This window comes from Arenimonas sp. MALMAid1274, assembly GCF_049195245.1.
Classification (GTDB): domain Bacteria; phylum Pseudomonadota; class Gammaproteobacteria; order Xanthomonadales; family Xanthomonadaceae; genus Arenimonas.
Window position 1 is genome coordinate 45,160 of sequence record NZ_JBMIRR010000022.1, and the last position, 19,318, is coordinate 64,477.

Genomic DNA, 19,318 nt, shown 5'->3' on the forward strand with positions numbered 1-19,318 from the left:
TTCTAACTCGCCATTTGCAGACCGGCCTGAACCAAGGGGGACACCTGATGATGACTTTGCTCGTTCTGGCCGTGGTCGTGGCCATCGCCGCGTTCTGGGGCGTGGGCATCTACAACGGCCTGATCACCGCCCGCAACGCCTTCAAGAACGCCTTCGCGCAGATCGACGTGCAGCTGACCCGGCGTTACGACCTCATCCCCAACCTGGTCGAGGTGGCCAAGGGCTACCTCAAGCACGAGCGCGAAACCCTGGAGGCCGTCATCCAGGCACGCGCCGCCGCGGTCAGCGGCCTGGCGTCCGCCAAGGCCAACCCGGGCGATCCCGGCGCCATGGCGGCGCTGGGCAATGCCGAGTCCGGCCTGGCCGGCGCGCTGTCGCGGCTGATGGTCGTGGCCGAGGCCTACCCCGACCTCAAGGCCAACCAGAACATGATGCAGCTCACCGAGGAGCTCACCTCCACCGAGAACCGCATCGCCTTCGCACGCCAGGCCTACAACGACAGCGTCATGGCCTACAACAACAAGCGCGAAGTGTTTCCGTCCAACCTCATCGCCGGCATGTTCGGCTTCGTCGCGGCCGCCCTGCTCGAGATCACCGACCCGGCGCAGCGCGAAGCGCCCAAGGTGTCGTTCTGATGGCCAGGCCCTCTCCCGTCGCGGGAGGGGGCTCCCGGGAGGCTGATCGCGCATGAACTTCTTCGAGCGCCAGGACCAGGCCCGGCGCCAGTCCAAGCGGTTGATCCTGCTCTTTGTGCTGGCGGTGGTGGCGATCGTCATCGCCGTCGACTTCGTTGCCCTGCTGGCCTTCGGCCTGCTCAGCGAGGATGCCTCGCCGGCGAAGCTCACGGCCGGCGTCATCGCCTCCACCCTGGTCACGCTGGGCATCATCGGTGTCGCCTCGGTGTACCGCACGTCCAGCCTGCGCGCCGGCGGCGCCGCGGTGGCGCTGCAGATGGGCGGCACCCCGGTGCCCGAGGACACCCACGACTTCCACTACCGGCGCCTGCGCAACGTGGTCGAGGAGATCGCCATCGCCTCGGGCGTACCGGTGCCGCAGATCTTCGTGATGGAAGAGGAAACCGCCATCAACGCGTTCGCGGCCGGCTACGCGCCGGCCGACGCCGCCGTGGCGGTCACCCGCGGCGCCCTGGACAAGCTCAACCGCGACGAATTGCAGGGCGTGATCGCCCACGAGTTCAGCCACGTGCTCAATGGCGACATGCGGCTCAACATCCGGCTGATGGGCGTGCTGTTCGGCATCCTGGTGCTGGGCATCATTGGCCGGCAGGTGCTGGTGCACGGCCGCGGCGGCCGCAGTTCCAAGGGCGAGGCGCCGGTGCTGCTGGTCGCGCTGGGCCTGCTGGTGGTGGGCTACGTGGGCCTGTTCTTCGGGCGCCTGATCAAGGCCGGCGTGAGCCGCCAGCGCGAGTTCCTGGCCGATTCCTCGGCGGTGCAGTTCACGCGCCAGACCAAGGGCCTGGCCGGCGCGCTGAAGAAGATCGGCGGGCTGCAGGAAGGTTCAAAGCTGGCGAGCGGCAAGACCGAGGAAGTGGCGCACATGCTGTTCGGCGACGGCGTGGGCTATTCGCGCCTGTTCGCCACCCATCCGCCGCTGCTGGAGCGCATCCAGGCGCTGGAGCCCGCGTTCAAGCCGCAGGCGATGGTGGACCTGACCGCGCGCTGGCAGATGAAGCCACCCTCGGGCCTGGACGAGGACGCCGCGCTGGGCCTGGACAGCCGCCAGCCGCCACCGCTGCCGGGCGATCGCGCCGAGCTGTCGGTGACGCCGCCGTCGGTGGTCGCGCAGGTGGGTGCGCCGCAGGCCGACGACTACGCCCGCGCCGGCGCCCTGGTCAGCGCCATCCCGGAAACGCTGCAGCGCTCGGCCCGCGAGCGCGATGAAGCCGTGCCGCTGCTGTACGGCCTGCTGCTGGCGCCGCCCGGCAAGGTGCGCGACCGCCAGCAGCACGACCTGGCCGCGCGCCAGGACGAGCGCCAATTCCGCCAGGCGCTGGACTATGCCGACCGCATCGCCGACCTGCCGCGCATCCTGTGCCTGCCGCTGGCCGCGATGGCGATGCCGGCGCTGCGCAAGCGGCCGCGCGCCGAGCTCGAGAAGTTCATGGACGGCTGCTACGCGCTGACCCATGCCGACGGCAAGGTCAGCCTGTTCGAGTACTGCCTGGGCCGGCTGCTGCGGGTGCAGGTGCACGATGCGCTGGATCCGGCCGGCAACTGGGTGGCCGGCAACAAGCGCCTGGCTGACTGCGCGCCGCAGGCTATCAGCCTGATGGCAATCCTGGCCCAGGCCGGCCACGACGATGGCGCCGGCGCGATGCGCGCCTACCTGGCCGGCATGAACCTGCTGTTCCCGCGCGCCGACGCGCCCTACCAGCCGCCCAAGGATGCGCTCAAGACCCTGGACGAGCTGTGGCCGGTGCTGGACCGCGTCGAGCCGCGCGGCAAGGAGCTGCTGGTCGAAGGCCTGGTGGCCGCCGTGAGCCACGACGGCCGCATCTGCGTGGCCGAAGCCGAGCTGCTGCGCGTGGTCTGCGCCTCGCTGCACTGCCCGCTGCCGCCGATGCTGGAGCGGGCGGCCTAGAGGCTCGCGTCGTCGCCAGCGCGGACTTGGTCGCGTCGTGACCCAGGCTCAGGCCGCGCGGCCCAGGATCAGGTCGGCGGCGCGCTCGGCGATCATCATGGTCGGGGCATTGGTGTTGCCGCCGATCAGCTTGGGCATCACCGACGCGTCCACCACGCGCAGGGCCTGGATGCCGCGCACGCGCAGCTGCGGATCCACCACGGCCTGCGGGTCGTCGGCCGCGCCCATGCGGCAGGTGCCGACCGGGTGGTAGATGGATTCGGCCTTGCGGCGGATGAAGTCCACCAGCGAGGCCTCGTCCTGCAGCGCATCGCCCGGAAACAGTTCCTCGCCGCGATAGGGCGCGAACGCCGGCTGGGCCAGGATCTCGCGCGAGAGGCGCAATGCTTCCAGCATCACCTTCAGGTCGTAGCCCTCGGGGTCGCTGAGGTAGCCGGCTTCGATGCGCGGCTTGTCGGCGGCGTTCGTGCTGGCCAGCGACACCCGGCCGCGGCTGCGCGGATGCAGGCCGCAGGCGTGCAGGGTGTAGCCGTTGCCCGGCAGGCGGTTGCGGCCGTGGTCGTCCAGCTGCGCCGGCACGAAGTGGAACTGGATGTCCGGCCGCTCGTCGTCGGCCAGCGCGCTGCGCAGGAAGCCGCCCGCCTCGGCGATGTTGCTGGTGCCCGGGCCGGTCTTGAACAGGTAGTACTGCAGCGCCACCAGGGTGTCGCTGGACTGGTCGTAGCTGACGCCGTCGGTGGTGCAGCGCTGCATGGTGCACACGTCCAGGTGGTCCTGCAGGTTGCCGCCGACGCCCGGCAGGTCGCTGCGGACCACGATGCCGTGCTGGCGCAGGTGCTCGGCCGGGCCGATGCCCGACAGCATCAGCAGCTGGGGCGAATTGATCGCGCCGCCGCTGAGGATCACCTCGCGCCGCGCGATGGCCATGTGCGCACCCTTTCCACCGATGGCGTAGACCACGCCGGTGGCGCGGCCGTCCTCGATGGTGATGCGGCTGGCGGTGGCGCTGGTGATGACCTTCAGGTTGGGACGCTGCCGCACCGGCGTGAGGTAGGCGCGCGCGCTGGAGCTGCGCATGCCGCCCCGCGTGGTGGTCTGGTACCAGCCAAAGCCTTCCTGCGTGGCGCCATTGAAGTCGTCGGTGGCGGCGTGGCCGGCTTGGCGGGCCGCCGCCACGAACACTTCCGACAGCGGATTCTTGTGGCGCGGGTCGGACACCCCCAGCGGGCCGTCGGCATTGTGGTACTCGCTGTCGCCGCGCTCGTTGCCCTCGCTGCGCTTGAAGTAGGGCAGCACGTTGTCCCAGTGCCAGCCGTCGGCGCCCAGCGCCGCCCACTCGTCGTAGTCGCGCTGGTGGCCGCGGATGTAGCACATGGCATTGATCGAGCTCGAGCCGCCCAGCACCTTGCCGCGCGGCCACCACAGGTGGCGGCCGGCCAGCTGCGGTTCGGCGGCGGTGCTGTAGTCCCAGTTCACGCCCTTCTGGCCCACCAGCTTGGCCAGGCCGGCCGGCATGTGGATGAAGGGATGCCAGTCGCTGGGACCGGCTTCGAGCAGCAGCACCTGGGTGCCGGGGTCTTCGCTCAGCCGGTTGGCCAGGACGCAGCCGGCGGAGCCGGCACCTACGATGATGTAGTCGTACACAGGGACTTCTTGGTTCGATGACGGCCCGAGGCTAGGCCCCCGGTCTAGAGCAAACACTCGGGGCCGGGCAGCGCCGCTCACCGGGCGTGATGCCGCTCACAATCCGGGCCCGGGCTGGCGGCTGGCGACCGGGTTGGCTATGGTGCGCCGACTCCGCAGGCATTGCCCATGACCCCAGGCACGGAAACGGCTGGCCGCTTCGACCACCTGCGCGGTGCGCTGCAGGAATTCCCGCCGCTGCTGTGGTCGTTCCTTTATTTTTTCTTCCTGCTGACCGGTTATTACGTGCTGCGGCCCGTGCGCGACGCCATGGGCGCCTCGGCGGACGTCGAGGCCGTATTCCCGCTGGCGCTGGTGGAATGGGCCACGGCGCGCGGCTGGGCGTTGGGCGACCTCACGCTGCAGCTGCTGTTCACCGGCACCTTCCTGGCGATGCTGCTGCTGCAGCCGGCCTACGGCGCCCTGGTCAGCCGCTATCCGCGCCGGGTGTTCCTGCCGGTGCTGTACGGGCTCTTCATCGCCTGCCTGGTCGGCTTCTACTTCGTGTTCGGGCGCGAGGTGCCGGGGCGCGGCGCGATCTTCTTCATCTGGGTGGCGGTGTTCAACCTGTTCGCGGTGTCGGTGTTCTGGAGCTTCATGGCCGACATCTACAGCGACATCGAGGCGCGCCGGCTCTATGGCTTCATCGCCGCGGGCGGCACCGCCGGCGGCTTCCTTGGGCCGGTGATCACCCGCGCCCTGGTGCACCAGATCGGCGTGCCCAACCTGCTGCTGGTGTCGGCCTGCCTGCTGGCGGCCTGCGTGTTCTGCATCCTGCGCCTGGGCCGCTGGGCGCGGATGCGCGAGCAGTCGCGGGGCCTGGCCTCGGCCGAGCAGGCCATGGGCGGCAGCGTGTGGGCCGGCCTGCGCCTGGTGGCGCAGCAGCCGCTGCTGCGGGCGATGGCGGTGGTGATGTTCTTCGGCATCGGGGTGGGCACGCTGCTGTACAACGAGCAGGCCGCGATCGCGCGCGCGATGGCCAGCGCCGAGGAGCGCACCGCCTTCTTCGCCAACCTGGACCTGGCGATCAATGCGCTGACCATCCTGGTGCAGGTGTTCCTGACCCGGCCGCTGCTGGTGCGCTGGGGCGTGGCGCCGGTGCTGATGATCCCGGCGGTGGCCATCCTGATCGGGTTCTCGGTGCTGGCGGCGTCGCCGCTGCCGATGCTGATCGCGGTGGTGCAGGTGATCACGCGCGCCAGCGAATTCTCGCTGGCCAAGCCCGGCCGCGAGACGGTGTACACACGCGTGGACCGCGAGGTGCGCTACAAGGCCAAGGCGGTGATCGACACCGCGGTGTACCGCGCCGCCGACCTCACCTTCGTGTGGGTGCACAAGCTGATCGCGGGCTTCGGTTCGTCGGTGGTTTTCATGGTGGGCATCGGCATCGCGGCCGGCATGACCTTTGGCGCATGGCGCCTGATCAAGGAGCAGGCGAAGCTGCCGTCGGACCCGCGCTGACGCCCCGGAGGGCACATGCCGAACCGTCGTGACTTCCTCGCCGCCGGCGTCGCCGGCGCCGTGCTGATGGGCCTGCCGGTACGCGGCCTCGCCGCCGGCAAGGCGACCCGGCCGCTGAAGATCCTGGTGCTGGGCGGCACCGGCTTCCTGGGTCCGCATTTCGTCGAGGCGGCCCGCGCCCGCGGCCACCAGCTGACGCTGTTCAACCGCGGCAAGACCGCGCCCGACAAGTTCAGCGCCGCCGCCTACGCCGACATCGAGCAGCTCAAGGGCGACCGCAAGACCGACCTGGCGGTGCTGGCCGGGCGCGAGTGGGACGCCGTGCTCGACACCTCGGCCTACCTGCCCGGCGACGTCACGGCCTCGGCCGAGGCGCTGCGCGAGCACGTGGCGCACTACCTGATCATCTCCACCATCTCGGTGTACGCCAAGATGGACCAGCCGGGCATGGACGAGGACGCGCCACTGGCGCAGCTGGCCGATCCCGCCGTGCAGCAGGTCACCGGCGAAACCTACGGCGGGCTCAAGGCGCTGTGCGAGCAGGCCGCCGAAAAGGCGATGCCGGGCCGTGTCACCGTCGTTCGTCCCGGCCTGATCGTCGGGCCGGGCGATCCCACCGACCGCTTCACCTACTGGCCGGCGCGCTTCGATCGCGGCGGCGAGGTGCTGGCGCCGGCGCCGCCGGAAGCCCCGACGCAGTTCATCGACGTGCGCGACCTGGCCGACTTCCTGCTGCTGTGCCTGGAGCGCAAGACGCTGGGCACCTTCAACGCCGATGCCCAGGCCGGCGCCATCAGCTTCGGGGGCTTCATGGCCGCCTGCCAGTCGGCGGCCAAGGCCGCCAACACCGTGCGCTGCGTGCGCGCACCCTGTCCGCAGCCGCCCGGCCACGACAGCCGCATCACCTGGGTGCCGGCCGATTTCCTGGCCGCGCAGAACGTGGGCGCCTGGATGGACCTGCCGTGCTGGATCCCCGCCGAGGGCGACTACGCCGGCTTCGGTCGCGCCAGCGCGGCGCGCGCGGCCGCCGCGGGCCTCACGTACCGGTCGCTTGATACCACGGTGGCCGACACCCTGGCCTGGTGGCGCGGCCTGCCGGAAGACCGCCGCGCCAAGCCGCGCGCCGGCCTGAGCCCGGAGCGCGAAGCCGCCGCACTGGCGGCCTGGCACGCGCGGGAAAAAGCGCCGGCCTGAGACGCGTCTTCGCGCCGGCGCAACACATGTCGCCGGCGCTGGCGTTACCCTGTGGGTCTTGCCCCAGGGAGTTCGCCGAATGAAGGTCAAAGCCGCCGTCGCGCTGAAAGCAGGCGCCCCGTTGAGCATCGAAACCGTGGACCTGGAAGGTCCGCGCTTCGGCGAGGTGCTGGTCGAACTCAAGGCTACCGGCGTCTGCCACACCGACCAGTTCACGCTGTCGGGCGATGACCCCGAGGGTCTGTTCCCGGCGATCCTGGGCCACGAGGGCGCCGGCATCGTGGTGGACGTGGGGCCGGGCGTGACCACGCTGAAGAAGGGCGACCACGTCATCCCGCTGTACACGCCCGAGTGCCGGCAGTGCGAGTACTGCCTCAATCCCAAGACCAACCTGTGCCAGTCCATCCGCAGCACGCAGGGGCAGGGCCTGATGCCCGACGGCAGCAGCCGCTTCAGCCTCGACGGCAAGCCGGTGCTGCACTACATGGGCACGTCCACCTTCGCGCAGTACACCGTGGTGCCGGAGATCGCACTGGCGAAGATCCGCGAGGACGCGCCGTTCGACAAGGTCTGCTACATCGGCTGCGGTGTCACCACCGGCATCGGCGCGGTGATCTTCACCGCCAAGGTGGAGGTGGGCTCGAAGGTGATCGTGTTCGGCCTGGGCGGCATCGGCCTGAACGTGGTGCAGGGCGCGCGCCTGGCCGGGGCCGACATGATCGTCGGCGTGGACCTGAACCCGGGCCGCGAGGCCATGGCGCGCAAGTTCGGCATGACGCATTTCGTGAACCCGGCGGAGGTGGAGGGCGACCTGGTGCCCTACCTGGTGTCCCTGACCAAGGGCGGCGCCGACTACACCTTCGAATGCATCGGCAACACCAGGGTGATGCGCCAGGCGCTGGAATCGGCGCACAAGGGCTGGGGCACCAGCGTCATCATCGGCGTGGCGCCGGCGGGCGCGGAAATCAGCACGCGGCCGTTCCAGCTGGTGACCGGGCGCAACTGGCGCGGCAGCGCCTTCGGCGGCGCGCGCGGGCGCACCGACGTGCCCAAGATCGTGGACTGGTACATGGATGGCAAGATCGACATCGATTCGCTGATCACGCACACGATGCCGCTGGAGCGGATCAACGAGGCCTTCGACCTGATGCACCGGGGCGAGTCCATCCGCAGCGTGGTGGTCTACTGATGGCGGTGGAGCTGGTGAGCGAGCACGGCTGCTTCGGCGGCGTGCAGGGCTTCTACCGGATGGCGTCGGACGCCTGCGGCGGGCCGATGCGCTTCGCCGTGTTCCAGCCGCCGCAGGCGCGCGAAGGCCGCGTGCCGGTCCTGTATTTCCTGGCCGGCCTGACCTGCAGCGAAGAGACGGCCACCATCAAGGCCGGCGCCCAGCGCGTGGCGGCCGAGCTGGGGCTGATGCTGGTGATGCCCGACACCAGCCCGCGCGATACCGGCCTGGAAGGCGCCACCGGCGACTGGGAGTTCGGCGAGGGCGCGGGCTTCTACCTCGATGCCACCCAGGCGCCGTGGTCCTCGCGCTTCCGGATGGAGACGCACGTGGTGCACGAGCTGGCCGCCGTGGTGGCCAGCCACTTCCCGGCGCATCCGGGGCGCGCGGGCATCTTCGGGCATTCGATGGGCGGGCACGGCGCCCTGGTGCTGGCACTGCGCCATCCCGACCGCTACGGCAGCGTGTCGGCGTTCGCGCCGATCGTCGCGCCCAGCCAGGTGCCGTGGGGCGAGAAGGCCTTCGGCCGCTACCTGGGCGACCACCGCCGCGCGTGGGCCGAACACGACGCCTGTGAGCTGGTGCGGCGCCGCGCCTTCGGCGGCACGATCCTGGTGGACCAGGGCCTGGACGACAAATTTCTTGCCCCGCAGCTGCAGCCCGAGCGCTTCGAGGCCGCCTGCGCCGAGGCCGGGCAGGCGCTAAGCCTGCGCCGCCACGCCGGCTACGATCACGGCTACTATTTCATCGCCAGCTTCATCGAGGACCACCTGCGGCACCACGCCGCGCAGCTGGCCGACTGACCGGAGTGCCGCCATGTCCCTGATCGCGATCATCCTCACCGCCTTCGTCGCGCTGCTGCACGTGGGATTCATGGTGCTGGAGATGTTTTTCTGGACCAGGCCGCTGGGGCGCAAGGTCTTCCGGCTCGATCCGAAGCTTGCGCAGGACTCGGCCAAGCTGGCGATGAACCAGGGCCTGTACAACGGTTTCCTGGCCGCGGGCCTGGTCTGGGGCCTGCTGATCGGCGACCGCGCGATCTGCCTGTTCTTCCTGGGCTGCGTGGTGATCGCCGGGCTGTTCGGCGCCGCGACGGTGAAGCGCTCGATCCTGTACGTGCAGGCGTTGCCGGCGATCTTGGCGGCGGTGGCGGTGCATTACTTCTGAGGGCGTTACTGGTTCCTGCCTCCCCGCTACTTCCTCGCACTCAACCACATCCTGATCTCGGCATTGAACACCCGCTCGCCCGCGGGATCGAACACGTCCACGTTGACCGGCAGGTCGTAGCCAGTCGCGGCGCTGACAATCGGGATCATCGGCGTGGCGACGCCACGCATCGTGCCCTTGGCCTTCTTCAGGTAGCTCACCGTCATGCCCTTGGGGATCCAGCGCATGTCGCCGGGCAGCGAGGCATCGGTCATCACGCCGGCGCAGAGCTCGGCCAGGTTGCACAGCGCGATCGCGTGCACGGTGCCGATGTGGTTGTGCACGGCGCGGCGGTCGGGAATGGTGGCTTCGCAGCGTCCGTTCTCGAGCACGCGGAAGGTCGGCCGGATGCTGCCGAAGTAGGGCGCCTTCATGCACACCGCGCGGCTGAACAGCCAGTGCCCGGCGGGATAGCGGATCAGCTTGCGGTAGGTCTTGAGCAGCGGCGCGTCGGACATGGAGTTTGCCTGGTCAGGTGAGGAGGGGCGCCGCGAACAGGCCCGCGCCGGCCACGAAGGCGGCCGTGAGCCTATGCACCAGCGGCGTGTTGTAGGGCAGGAAGACCCACTGTTCGATCGTGCGGCCCACCCAGAACAGCGCCATGCCGGCCAGCAGCGCACGGCCCAGCGCGGAGCCGGCCAGTTCGTCGGGAAATGCAAGGCACAGGGCGGCGATGCCCAGGAACACGTAGATCAGCCGCAGGTTCAGGATCTGCACCACCGCGCGGGTGGCGACCGAGTTGGCGCGCAGGTCGCGCGGCCAGTCGAACAGCTTCCAGAAGCCGGCGTGGAAGGCCGCGAACGCCAGGCTGTGCACGCCGGCCAGGAGGATGAAGTGCGTGTCCTGCACGACGTCATCCTCCTGGTGCGGATGGCTCAGGCGGCCCGGTGCTGCACGGGCGCCGCGTTGCGGTGAAGCGATGCCGCCACCAGGTCGGCCGGATCGAAATCGTCCACCGTGATCGCCTCCCAGGTCAGCGTGCGCAGCTCTTCCAGCTGCAGCTTCTCCTCGGCGGTGATCCAGCCCTCGGCGACGCCCTCGGCCAGCTGCGCCGGGAAGTCCAGCGCCTCGATGTCGCTGTTCTTCAGGGCCTTGAGGAACTTGCGCTCCACCGGCTCGGCCAGGATCACCTTGGGCAGGAAGCTGTTGATGCGGCCGGCCGGGTTGTTCTCGCAGGGCGTCAGGAACACGCCCTCGGCCAGGCGGTCGCGGGCATCCGACGGCGACATCAGCAGCGCGGCGGCGCGGCGGCCCAGGCGGTCCGACGGCGCCTGCGCGCGACGGCCCCACGGGAACACCAGCATCCACAGCAGCCAGCCCACCGGGCGGATCGGGAAGTTGCGCAGCGCGCCCGACAGGGCCAGCTCGATCTTGTGCGAGGAATCGAGGATGGCGTAGGCCAGCAGCGGCTGTTCGGCGGCCGGACGGCCCTCGTCCTCGTAGCGCTTTAGCATGGCGCTGGAGATGTAGAGCTGGCTGAGCACGTCGCCCAGGCGGCCCGACAGCTTTTCCTTGAACTTGAGCTTGCCGCCCAGCATCAGCATCGAGGTGTCGGCCACCAGCGCCAGGTTGGCGGAGTAGCGGTTGAGCTTGCGGTAATAGCGCCGCGTGTACGCATCACCCGGCGCCTTGCCGATGCGCGCGGCGAACAGGCCGAACACCCAGCTGCGCACCGCGTTGGAGATCGCGAAGCCGATGTGGCCGAACAGGTTGGTGTCGAATTCGCGCAGGCGCACGGCCGGATCCGGATGCTGGGCGGCCTGCATTTCCTTCAGGACCCAGGGATGGCAGCGGATCGCGCCCTGGCCGAAGATCATCAGGCTGCGGGTCATGATGTTGGCGCCCTCGACCGTGATCGAGATCGGCGCCGCCTGCCAGCCGCGGCCCAGGTAGTTCATCGGGCCCAGGATCACGCCCTTGCCGCCGTGGATGTCCATGGCGTCCTTGGCCACTTCGCGCGCCATCTCGGTGGCGTGGTACTTGGCGATGGCCGAGGGCACGGCGGGCTTCTCACCGCGATCCACCGCGGCGGCGGTGGACTGCGACAGCGCGGCGGCGGCATAAGCATTGCCGGCGATGCGTGCCAGCGCTTCTTCCACCCCTTCGAAGCGGCCGATGGACAGGCCGAACTGCTTGCGGATGCGCGCGTACGCACCGGTGACCACGGCCGCCAGCTTCGACGCGCCGCTGGAGGTGGACGGCAGGGTGATGGCGCGGCCCACCGACAGGCACTCGACCAGCATGCGCCAGCCCTGGCCCACGTAGTCTTCGCCGCCGATCAGCTGGCTCAGCGGCAGGAAGATTTCCTTGCCGCGCACCGGGCCGTTCTGGAAGGCGCAGTTGAGCGGGAAGTGGCGGCGGCCGATTTCCAGGCCGGCGGTGTCGCGCGGGATCAGCGCCAGCGTGATGCCGCGGTCGGCCACTTCACCCAGCAGCTTGTTCGGGTCGTACAGGCGGAAGGCCAGGCCGATCACCGTGGCCACGGGGGCCAGCGTGATGTAGCGCTTGTCGAAGGTGAGCTTGACGCCGAGCACGCGGGCGCCGTTCCAGTCGCCTTCGGTGACGATGCCGTAGTCGGGGATCGAGGTGGCGTCGGAACCGGCCGTGGGGCCGGTGAGCGCGAAACAGGGCACGTCACGGCCATCGGCCAGGCGCGGCAGATAGTGCTGCTTCTGCTCGTCGGTGCCGTAGTGCAGCAGCAGCTCGGCCGGGCCCAGCGAATTGGGCACGCCGACGGTGGAGCTGAGCGTGGCCGAGATCGAGGCCAGCTTCTGGATCACCTTGTGGTGGGCCAGCGCCGAGAAGCCCAGGCCGCCGTATTCCTTGGGAATGATCATGCCGAAGAACTTGTTCTTCTTCAGGTAGTCCCACAGCTCGGGCGGCAGGTCGTTGCGGACGTGGGTGATGTCCCAGTCGTTGGTCATGCGACAGGCCTGCTCCACCGGGCCGTCGAGAAAGGCCTGTTCTTCCGCGGTCAGCAGCGGCTTGGGCTGCGACAGCAGCGCGTCCCACTTGGGCATGCCCGAGAACAGCTCGCCCTCGAAGCCGACGGTGCCGGCTTCCAGCGCGGTCTTCTCGGTGTCCGACAGCGGCGGCAGGATCTTGGTATAGAACTTGAGCAGCGGGGCGGTGATCAGCGCCTGCCGCAGCGGGGTGATCAGCAGCGGCAGCGTCACCAGGCCCAGCAGCACCGCGGCGACCACGGTGGCGGTGAGGTTGGCGCCGGCCAGGCCCACGGCCACCAGCAGCGTGGCCGAGAGCGCGGTGAAGACCACCAGGCTCAGGCGGTGGTAGGCCACCAGCAGGGTCGCCAGCAGCAGGGCGAGGAAGGGCGCGAGGATGCTCATCGTGGATCTCCGTGGGCGGCCGCGGGGGGTGCGGCCAGGTCGGACAGGAAGTGGGCTTGCAGGAAGTGGAGCAGGGTGTCGGTAAAGGCGTCGTTGTCGTCGCCCGCCACCATGTGGGTGGCCTGTGGCAGTTGTACGTGCTGCGCGTGGGGCGCCAGCTCTAGAAAATGCTGCACCGTGCCGGCGGTGACCAGGTCGCTGCGGCCGCCGCTGACCAGCAGCACCGGCACGTCCAGGGCCCGGCAGGCCTGTTCCAGCGTGTCCTGCAGGCCTTCGGTGTCGGGGATGAACTCCGCCAGCAGGCGCGGATCCCAGTGCCAGGCCAGGCGGCCGTCGTCGCGGCGGGTCAGCAGATGGGCCAGCTGGGCCGGCGTCTTCTTCTCGCGGCGATGGGGCAGGTAAGCGGAAATCTGGTCGGCCGCGTGCTCGTAGGACTCGAAGCCGTCGGGATGCGCGGTCATGAAGCCGAGGATGCGCTCGACGCCGGCGGCTTCCCAGCGCGGGGTGATGTCCACGAGCACCAGTGCGGAGAACAGCCGGTCGCGCGCCTGGGCCATCAGGCCGGTCAGGCCGCCCATGGATGCGCCGACCAGCACGGGGCGCGGGCCGAGCGCCTGGGCGGCAGTGGCGATGTCATCCACGAACTGCGCGCCGGCATAACGATGGCCCGCGGGATTGCGCTGCGAACCGCCGTGGCCCCGCACGTCCCAGGCCAGGCTGGCATGGCCCTCGCGCGCCAGCCGCTGCTGCGTGGCCGACCACGCCTGGCGGGTCTGGCCAAAGCCATGGGCCAACAGCACGCCGGTCTTTTCGCCCGGATAATGCTGCGCCGACAGACGCAGGCCGTCGCCGGCGAGCAGCCAGTGCGGCTGCGCCACGGGCACGGCGACGTCAGGGGCGGAAATGACCATACGGGCGAGTATGGGATGCTCGGCTGGGCCTGTCAATACCAGTCCGTATGGTGCATGATGCCAGGGCCGGCTACTGCGGCCGGAGGGCTGTCCCGTGATACCACCCCGATCGACGCACCCAGTAGACTTGTCCACCGTATGGTAGCCCCCGCCCCCAAGATTGAACGCCCCTCGCGCCTGAGTGCCGAAGACTGGGCGCTTGCCGCGCTAGACGTGATCGCCGAACAGGGCCTGGCCGCGGTCGCGGTGGAGCCGCTGGCGCGCCGGCTGGGCGTGACCAAGGGCAGCTTCTACTGGCACTTCCCGTCGCGCGAGGCGCTGCTGGTGGCGGCCCTGGAGCGCTGGGAGGTAATGGAACAGGAGACCGTTTTCGGCCAGCTCGAGGCGATTTCCGATCCGCGGGCCCGACTCAAGGCGTTGTTCCAGCTGGTGGCGCACGAACTCAAGCCGCACATCATCTATTCCGAGCTGCTCAAGGCGCTGGACCATCCGGTGGTGCAGCCGGTGCTGCACCGCGTGTCCCAGCGGCGCATGGATTACCTGACCGCGAGCTTCCGCCAGGCCGGGCTGCCACGACTGGACGCGCAGAACCGCGCGCGCCTCACCTACGCGGCGTACGTGGGCTTCCTGCAGCTGTCGCTGCAGCTGGGGCAGCCGCGGCTTCATCATGATGAATTCGAGGCCTACGTTGGCCACGTCATGGGCACGCTGATCCCGGTCTGAGCCCGGCGTCTTGTCCCGGGACAGCGGGGCCCGCAGCCGATAGAATACGTATGCATAGGCTGGCGCCGGGTCCGCGCGCCGCCTCCCAGTTTCCCCTTAGTGGCCCCGCCCGGAGCCTTTCCGCCATGTCCAGCAAGCTTGCCGCCCTCAACGACTGGGTCGCCTCGGTCGCCAAACTCACCCAGCCCGCCCGCATCCACTGGTGCGACGGCTCCGACGCCGAGAACGACAGCCTGGTCGCGCTGATGCTGTCCACCGGCGACCTGGTCAAGCTCAACGAGCAGACCCATCCCAACTGCTACCTGCACCGCTCCAGCCCGTCCGACGTGGCGCGCGTCGAGCACCTCACGTTCGTGTGCACCAGCCGCCAGGAAGACGCCGGCCCGAACAACCACTGGATGTCGCCGGCGGACGCGCATGCCAAGATCGATGCGCTGTACGAGGGCTGCATGCGCGGCCGCACGATGTACGTGGTGCCGTATTGCATGGGTCCGATCGACTCGCCGCTGGCGCGTTGCGGCGTCGAGATCACCGACTCGCCCTACGTGGTGGCCAACATGCGCATCATGACCCGCATGGGCGCCCAGGCGCAGGCGCGCATCGAGCGCGAGGGCAGCTTCGTCAAGGGCCTGCACTCGATCGGCGAGCTCGACCCCGAGCGCCGCTTCATCATGCATTTCCCGGAAGAGCTGACCATCAAGTCCTATGGCTCGGGCTACGGCGGCAACGCGCTGCTGGGCAAGAAGTGCCACGCCCTGCGCATCGCCAGCTACCAGGCGCGCACCGAGGGCTGGCTGGCCGAGCACATGCTGATCGTGGGCATCGAGAATCCGCGGGGTGAAACCCATTACGTCGCCGCGGCCTTCCCCTCGGCCTGCGGCAAGACCAACCTGGCCATGCTGATCCCGCCCGAGGGCTACCAGCGCGCCGGCTGGAAGGTGTGGACCGTGGGCGACGACATCTGCTGGATGCGCCCCGGCGCCGACGGCCGCATGTACGCCATCAATCCGGAGGCCGGTTATTTCGGCGTCGCGCCCGGCACCAGCGCCAAGACCAACCCCAATGCGCTGGCGATGCTGGGCAAGGACGCCATTTTCACCAACGTCGGCGTCACCGCCGACAACCAGCCCTGGTGGGAAGGCCTGCCCGAGGGCACGCCCGCGAAGGACTGGCAGGGCCGTCCGTACGACAAGGCGGTCAGCCCCGCGGCGCATCCGAATTCGCGCTTCACCGTCAGCGCGAAGAACTGCCCCAGCTACACCGACAAGGCCGAGGATCCCCAAGGCGTGCCGCTGAGCGCGATCGTGTTCGGTGGTCGCCGCGAATCGCTGGTGCCGCTGGTGTTCGAAGCGCGCGACTGGACCCATGGCGTGCTGGTCGGCGCCTCGATGGCGTCCGAGACCACCGCCGCCGCCACCGGTGCGGTGGGCGTGGTGCGCCGTGACTCGATGGCGATGAAGCCCTTCGCCGGCTACAATTTCGCCGACTACTTCGCGCACTGGCTGTCGTTCGACAAGCCGGGCGCGCAGCTGCCGAAGATCTTCCACGTCAACTGGTTCCGCAAGAACGAGCAGGGCAAGTTCATGTGGCCCGGCTTCGGCGACAACCTGCGCGTGCTGGAGTGGATGCTCAAGCGCGTCACCGGCCAGGCGCAGGCGCTGGAAACGCCGGTGGGCAACCTGCCCAAGCCCTCCGACCTCAATACCGAAGGCCTGGACCTCGACGCCGCCACGCTCGAGCAGCTGCTGGCGGTGGACCGCGCCGGCTGGAAGGCGGAAATGGAAAGCATCGGCGAGTACCTGGACAGCTATGGCGAGCGCACCCCGCACGCCCTGAAGGCCGAACGCGCCAAGATCGCCGCCCAACTCGCCTGATTCCCCCCTGCGAAGCGAACGTACCAGGTACATTTTCATGTGGCTTCCGGTGTTCGCCAGACGCCACATGAAAATGTACCTGGTACGTAATCCTTCGCAGTACCGGGCATGAAGGCGTTCTACTGCCACCACTTCGTCCTCCCGCTCCCGGAAGGCCACGCCTTCCCGATGGCGAAGTACGCCCGCCTGCACGCCCGCATCGCCGCCGCGGCCCCCGCGCTGGACATCAAACTGGTCGAGCCGCCCCCCGCTTCCGACGAGGACCTGCTGCGCGTACATGCGCCCGAGTACGTGCAGGCGATGTCGGAAGGCAGCGCCGAGCCGGCGATGATGCGACGCATCGGCTTCCCCTGGTCCGCCGCGATGGTGCACCGCTCGCGACGCTCGTCCGGCGGCACCATGCACGCCCTGCGCGGCGCCCTGGAAGGCGAGGGCATCGCGGTCAACCTGGCCGGCGGCACCCACCATGCCGGCTACGCCCGCGGCGGCGGCTATTGCGTGTTCAACGATGCCGTGGTGGCTGCGCGCTACGTGCAATCGAAGGGCCTGGCCCGGCGCGTGCTGATCGTCGACCTCGACGTGCACCAGGGCAACGGCACCGCCGAGCTGTGTACGGGCGACGACAGCCTGTTCGCGTTCTCCATGCACTCGGCGCGCAACTACCCGGCGGTGAAGCCGGCCTCCGATCTCGACGTGGCCTTGCCCGACGGCACCGGTGATGCCGACTACCTTGATGCGCTGGCGCGCCACCTGCCCGAAGCGATCGCACGTGCGCGCGCCGATGCGGTGGTTTACCTGGCCGGTGCGGATCCCTACGCGGGCGATCGCCTCGGCCATCTGGCCCTGAGCAAGGCCGGACTGGCCGAACGCGACCGGCAGGTACTGGCCGCGTGTGGCCGGCACCGTCTGCCGGTAGCCGTTTGCATGGCCGGCGGCTACGCGCCGCAGGTGGACGACATCGTGGACATCCATGAAGCGACGGTAAGGCTCGCGGCCGCCCACGCGCGAAGCCTGGCGCGGCCTGCCGCGTCCGACTAAACCTTCCCGCGGCTCGCGGCATCCCAGTGGGTATGCTGACGCTTGCCGTGACCCTGGATGCCGCCCACCCCAGCCCCGCCACCCCGCGCGAGGAGGACCATGCCCTGGTCCGCGCCGCCGCGGGCGGCGACATGCGCGCCTTCGAAAGCCTTTATCGCAAGCATTCGCGGCGGGTCTACGCGGTGCTGTGGCGCCTGTGTGGCCACGAGGGCCGGGCCGAGGACCTGGCCCAGGAGTCCTTCGTGCGCGCCTGGCAGGCGTTGCCCGCGTTCCGGTTCGAAAGCGCGTTCTCGACCTGGCTGCACCGCCTGGCGGTCAACACTGCGCTGATGGAGCTGCGCTCGCGCAGTGGCGGCGAGGCCCTGGAAACCGACGATGCCGCGCTGGAATACCACGCCACGCCCGACAGCGCCGGCCAGCGTACCGCCCTGCGCCTGGACCTGGAGCGCGCCATCGCCACCCTGCCGCCGCGGGCCCGCGCGGTGCTGGTGCTGCACGACATCGAAGGCTGGAAACACGAGGAGATCGCCACCGAACTGGGCATGGCGGTCGGAAGTTCCAAGGCGCAGCTGCACCGCGCCCGCAACCTGCTGCGCACGCGGCTGGGAGAAGACCATGAGTGACAACGAACTGCGCTGGCAGCTGCGCCAGCTGCCGCGCGAAATCGATCCACCGCGCGACCTGTGGCCCGGCATCGAAAGCCGGCTGACGCGGGGGGTGCCGGCCCGCCCGTCTCGTCCCTGGCGGGGGTGGGCGGTCGCAGCCTCCCTCTGCCTGGCCGCCGGCCTGGCCTGGCAGCTGCGTGGCCCGGACGCGCCGCGCGCCGATCCGCAGGCCAGCGTGGTGCAACGCGAGGCCGAGGCGATGACCCGCGAGTACGAGGCCGCGCTGGGACAATTCGACGGCCTGCCGCTGCCGGCCCCGATCGAGCCGGCGCTGGCCACCCTGGACCGCAGTGCGGTCGAAATCCGCGCCGCGCTGGCGACCGATCCGCAGGCCACCTTCCTGCTCGACCAGCTGCGGCGCACCTATGCGCGCCGGCTGGACCTCACCCAGCGCGCGCTGACCGGCTGATACGCCGCCCGCCTTCCTACATATATATGGTGTCCTGGAGAATCCGATGACCATCCGCCCCCTGTTCATTGCCGCCCTGCTGGCCACTGCGCCCGCCCTCGCGGCCACGCCGATCGACCAGACCCGCCCGCTCGCACCGACCGGCCAGGTCAGCGTCGACAACCTCAAGGGCCGTATCGTCGTGCGCGGCTGGGACCGCCCCGAGGTCAAGCTGACCGGCAGCCTGGGCGAGGGCGTCGAGAAGCTGGAGATCACCGGGGACGCCAATGACCTGCGCATCGTGGTTCGCTACCCCAAGCGCGGCGGGGGCTGGTTTGGATGGGGCGGCAATGATGGCGGCGCCGAGCCGACCCAGCTGGAGCTGCGGGTGCCGCGGGGCGCTTCGCTCAGCGTGGATTCGGTCAGCGCCGACGTCGAGGTCAGTGAGGTCGCCGGGCGCAAGCTGTCGGTCGATTCGGTCAGCGGCGATGTGCGTGCCAGGGCGGTCAAGCCCGGGGAAGCCAGTTTCGACAGCGTCAGCGGCGACCTGGACCTGGAGGTGGACAGCCGCAACGTGCGGGTGGATTCGATCAGCGGCGACATCGTGCTCAAGGGTCGCCTGACCGGACAGATCAGCCTGGAAACCGTGTCCGGCGATGCGCTGGTGGTGGCCGGCATGGTCGACCGGCTGGCGCTGAGCACCGTGTCCGGCGACGGCCAGCTGACGGCGGGCATGACCGCCTCGGCCAGCATCTTGGCCGACTCGGTCAGCGGCGACCTGACCCTGGACCTGCCCGCCGACACCTCGGCCCGGCTTCGGGTAGAGACCTTCAGCGGCGGCATCAGCAGCCCGGTGGGCAAGGTCCGCACCGAGGAATACGGGCCGGGCAAACATCTCGATGCCCGCCTGGGCGAGGGGGGTGGGGACATCCGGCTGGAGTCCTTCTCCGGGGATGTGCGCATCCGATTGAATTAAATTATTGATTTTAAAGGATTTGC

The 19,318-nt window shown here is 69.7% G+C and carries 18 protein-coding genes; 13 read left to right on the plus strand and 5 right to left on the minus strand.

Features of this window, described 5'->3' with window-relative positions; translation table 11 throughout:
* Positions 1-50: 50 nt before the first annotated feature.
* Complete coding sequence (locus ACOQFR_RS02590) at positions 51-635, plus strand: LemA family protein (RefSeq protein ID WP_421378194.1); 585 nt, start codon at positions 51-53, stop codon at positions 633-635.
* Positions 636-687: 52 nt separating this feature from the next.
* Positions 688-2,601, plus strand: a complete 1,914-nt coding sequence (locus ACOQFR_RS02595; protein WP_421378196.1) for a M48 family metallopeptidase — start codon at positions 688-690, stop codon at positions 2,599-2,601.
* Between the two features lie 48 nt (positions 2,602-2,649).
* Here the strand turns inward: ACOQFR_RS02595 and ACOQFR_RS02600 are convergent, their stop codons facing one another.
* Complete coding sequence (locus ACOQFR_RS02600; RefSeq protein ID WP_421378198.1) at positions 2,650-4,245, minus strand: GMC family oxidoreductase; 1,596 nt, start codon at positions 4,243-4,245, stop codon at positions 2,650-2,652.
* 168 nt (positions 4,246-4,413) lie between these two features.
* Between ACOQFR_RS02600 and ACOQFR_RS02605 the strand changes: the two genes are divergently transcribed.
* The 5 genes from ACOQFR_RS02605 to ACOQFR_RS02625 all read left to right on the plus strand — a co-directional run bounded on the left by ACOQFR_RS02605 (position 4,414) and on the right by ACOQFR_RS02625 (position 9,334).
* Positions 4,414-5,745 (plus strand): NTP/NDP exchange transporter, encoded by a 1,332-nt coding sequence (locus ACOQFR_RS02605; protein WP_421378200.1) that lies wholly within the window; start codon positions 4,414-4,416, stop codon positions 5,743-5,745.
* A 15-nt stretch (positions 5,746-5,760) separates the two neighbouring features.
* Positions 5,761-6,939, plus strand: coding sequence for an NAD-dependent epimerase/dehydratase family protein (locus tag ACOQFR_RS02610; protein WP_421378202.1), 1,179 nt, complete (start codon positions 5,761-5,763; stop codon positions 6,937-6,939).
* A gap of 79 nt (positions 6,940-7,018) precedes the next feature.
* A complete protein-coding gene (locus ACOQFR_RS02615; RefSeq protein WP_421378204.1) occupies positions 7,019-8,128 on the plus strand; it encodes an S-(hydroxymethyl)glutathione dehydrogenase/class III alcohol dehydrogenase in 1,110 nt (369 codons plus the stop codon).
* On the plus strand, positions 8,128-8,970 hold the full coding sequence (gene fghA / locus ACOQFR_RS02620; RefSeq protein ID WP_421378206.1) for an S-formylglutathione hydrolase: 843 nt from the start codon (positions 8,128-8,130) through the stop codon (positions 8,968-8,970). The genes ACOQFR_RS02615 and fghA overlap by 1 nt, the downstream gene beginning before the upstream one ends.
* Before the next feature lie 13 nt (positions 8,971-8,983).
* A complete protein-coding gene (locus ACOQFR_RS02625) occupies positions 8,984-9,334 on the plus strand; it encodes a DUF1304 domain-containing protein (protein ID WP_421378208.1) in 351 nt (116 codons plus the stop codon).
* Positions 9,335-9,360: 26 nt separating this feature from the next.
* Here ACOQFR_RS02625 and ACOQFR_RS02630 read toward each other — a convergent pair whose 3' ends face one another.
* Genes ACOQFR_RS02630 through ACOQFR_RS02645 form a run of 4 tightly spaced genes read right to left on the minus strand, consistent with a single transcriptional unit; the run spans position 9,361 to position 13,631 of the window.
* On the minus strand, positions 9,361-9,831 hold the full coding sequence (locus tag ACOQFR_RS02630) for a hotdog fold domain-containing protein (RefSeq protein ID WP_421378210.1): 471 nt from the start codon (positions 9,829-9,831) through the stop codon (positions 9,361-9,363).
* Positions 9,832-9,844: 13 nt separating this feature from the next.
* On the minus strand, positions 9,845-10,222 hold the full coding sequence (locus ACOQFR_RS02635; RefSeq protein WP_421378212.1) for a hypothetical protein: 378 nt from the start codon (positions 10,220-10,222) through the stop codon (positions 9,845-9,847).
* Positions 10,223-10,248: 26 nt separating this feature from the next.
* Complete coding sequence (locus tag ACOQFR_RS02640) at positions 10,249-12,720, minus strand: acyl-CoA dehydrogenase (protein WP_421378214.1); 2,472 nt, start codon at positions 12,718-12,720, stop codon at positions 10,249-10,251.
* Complete coding sequence (locus ACOQFR_RS02645; RefSeq protein ID WP_421378216.1) at positions 12,717-13,631, minus strand: alpha/beta fold hydrolase; 915 nt, start codon at positions 13,629-13,631, stop codon at positions 12,717-12,719. The genes ACOQFR_RS02640 and ACOQFR_RS02645 overlap by 4 nt, the downstream gene beginning before the upstream one ends.
* A 138-nt stretch (positions 13,632-13,769) precedes the next feature.
* Between ACOQFR_RS02645 and ACOQFR_RS02650 the strand changes: the two genes are divergently transcribed.
* From ACOQFR_RS02650 to ACOQFR_RS02675, 6 genes are all read left to right on the plus strand, one after another.
* Complete coding sequence (locus ACOQFR_RS02650) at positions 13,770-14,354, plus strand: TetR/AcrR family transcriptional regulator (RefSeq protein WP_421378218.1); 585 nt, start codon at positions 13,770-13,772, stop codon at positions 14,352-14,354.
* 125 nt (positions 14,355-14,479) lie between these two features.
* Positions 14,480-16,228: a phosphoenolpyruvate carboxykinase (GTP) gene (locus tag ACOQFR_RS02655; protein WP_421378220.1), complete on the plus strand. Its 1,749-nt coding sequence runs from the start codon at positions 14,480-14,482 to the stop codon at positions 16,226-16,228.
* Positions 16,229-16,336: 108 nt separating this feature from the next.
* Positions 16,337-17,266: a histone deacetylase gene (locus ACOQFR_RS02660; RefSeq protein WP_421378222.1), complete on the plus strand. Its 930-nt coding sequence runs from the start codon at positions 16,337-16,339 to the stop codon at positions 17,264-17,266.
* A 32-nt stretch (positions 17,267-17,298) separates the two neighbouring features.
* Positions 17,299-17,889 (plus strand): RNA polymerase sigma factor, encoded by a 591-nt coding sequence (locus ACOQFR_RS02665; RefSeq protein WP_421378224.1) that lies wholly within the window; start codon positions 17,299-17,301, stop codon positions 17,887-17,889.
* Complete coding sequence (locus ACOQFR_RS02670; RefSeq protein WP_421378227.1) at positions 17,882-18,340, plus strand: hypothetical protein; 459 nt, start codon at positions 17,882-17,884, stop codon at positions 18,338-18,340. The genes ACOQFR_RS02665 and ACOQFR_RS02670 overlap by 8 nt, the downstream gene beginning before the upstream one ends.
* 46 nt (positions 18,341-18,386) lie before the next feature.
* A complete protein-coding gene (locus ACOQFR_RS02675) occupies positions 18,387-19,295 on the plus strand; it encodes a DUF4097 family beta strand repeat-containing protein (RefSeq protein ID WP_421378229.1) in 909 nt (302 codons plus the stop codon).
* Positions 19,296-19,318 lie beyond the last annotated feature (23 nt).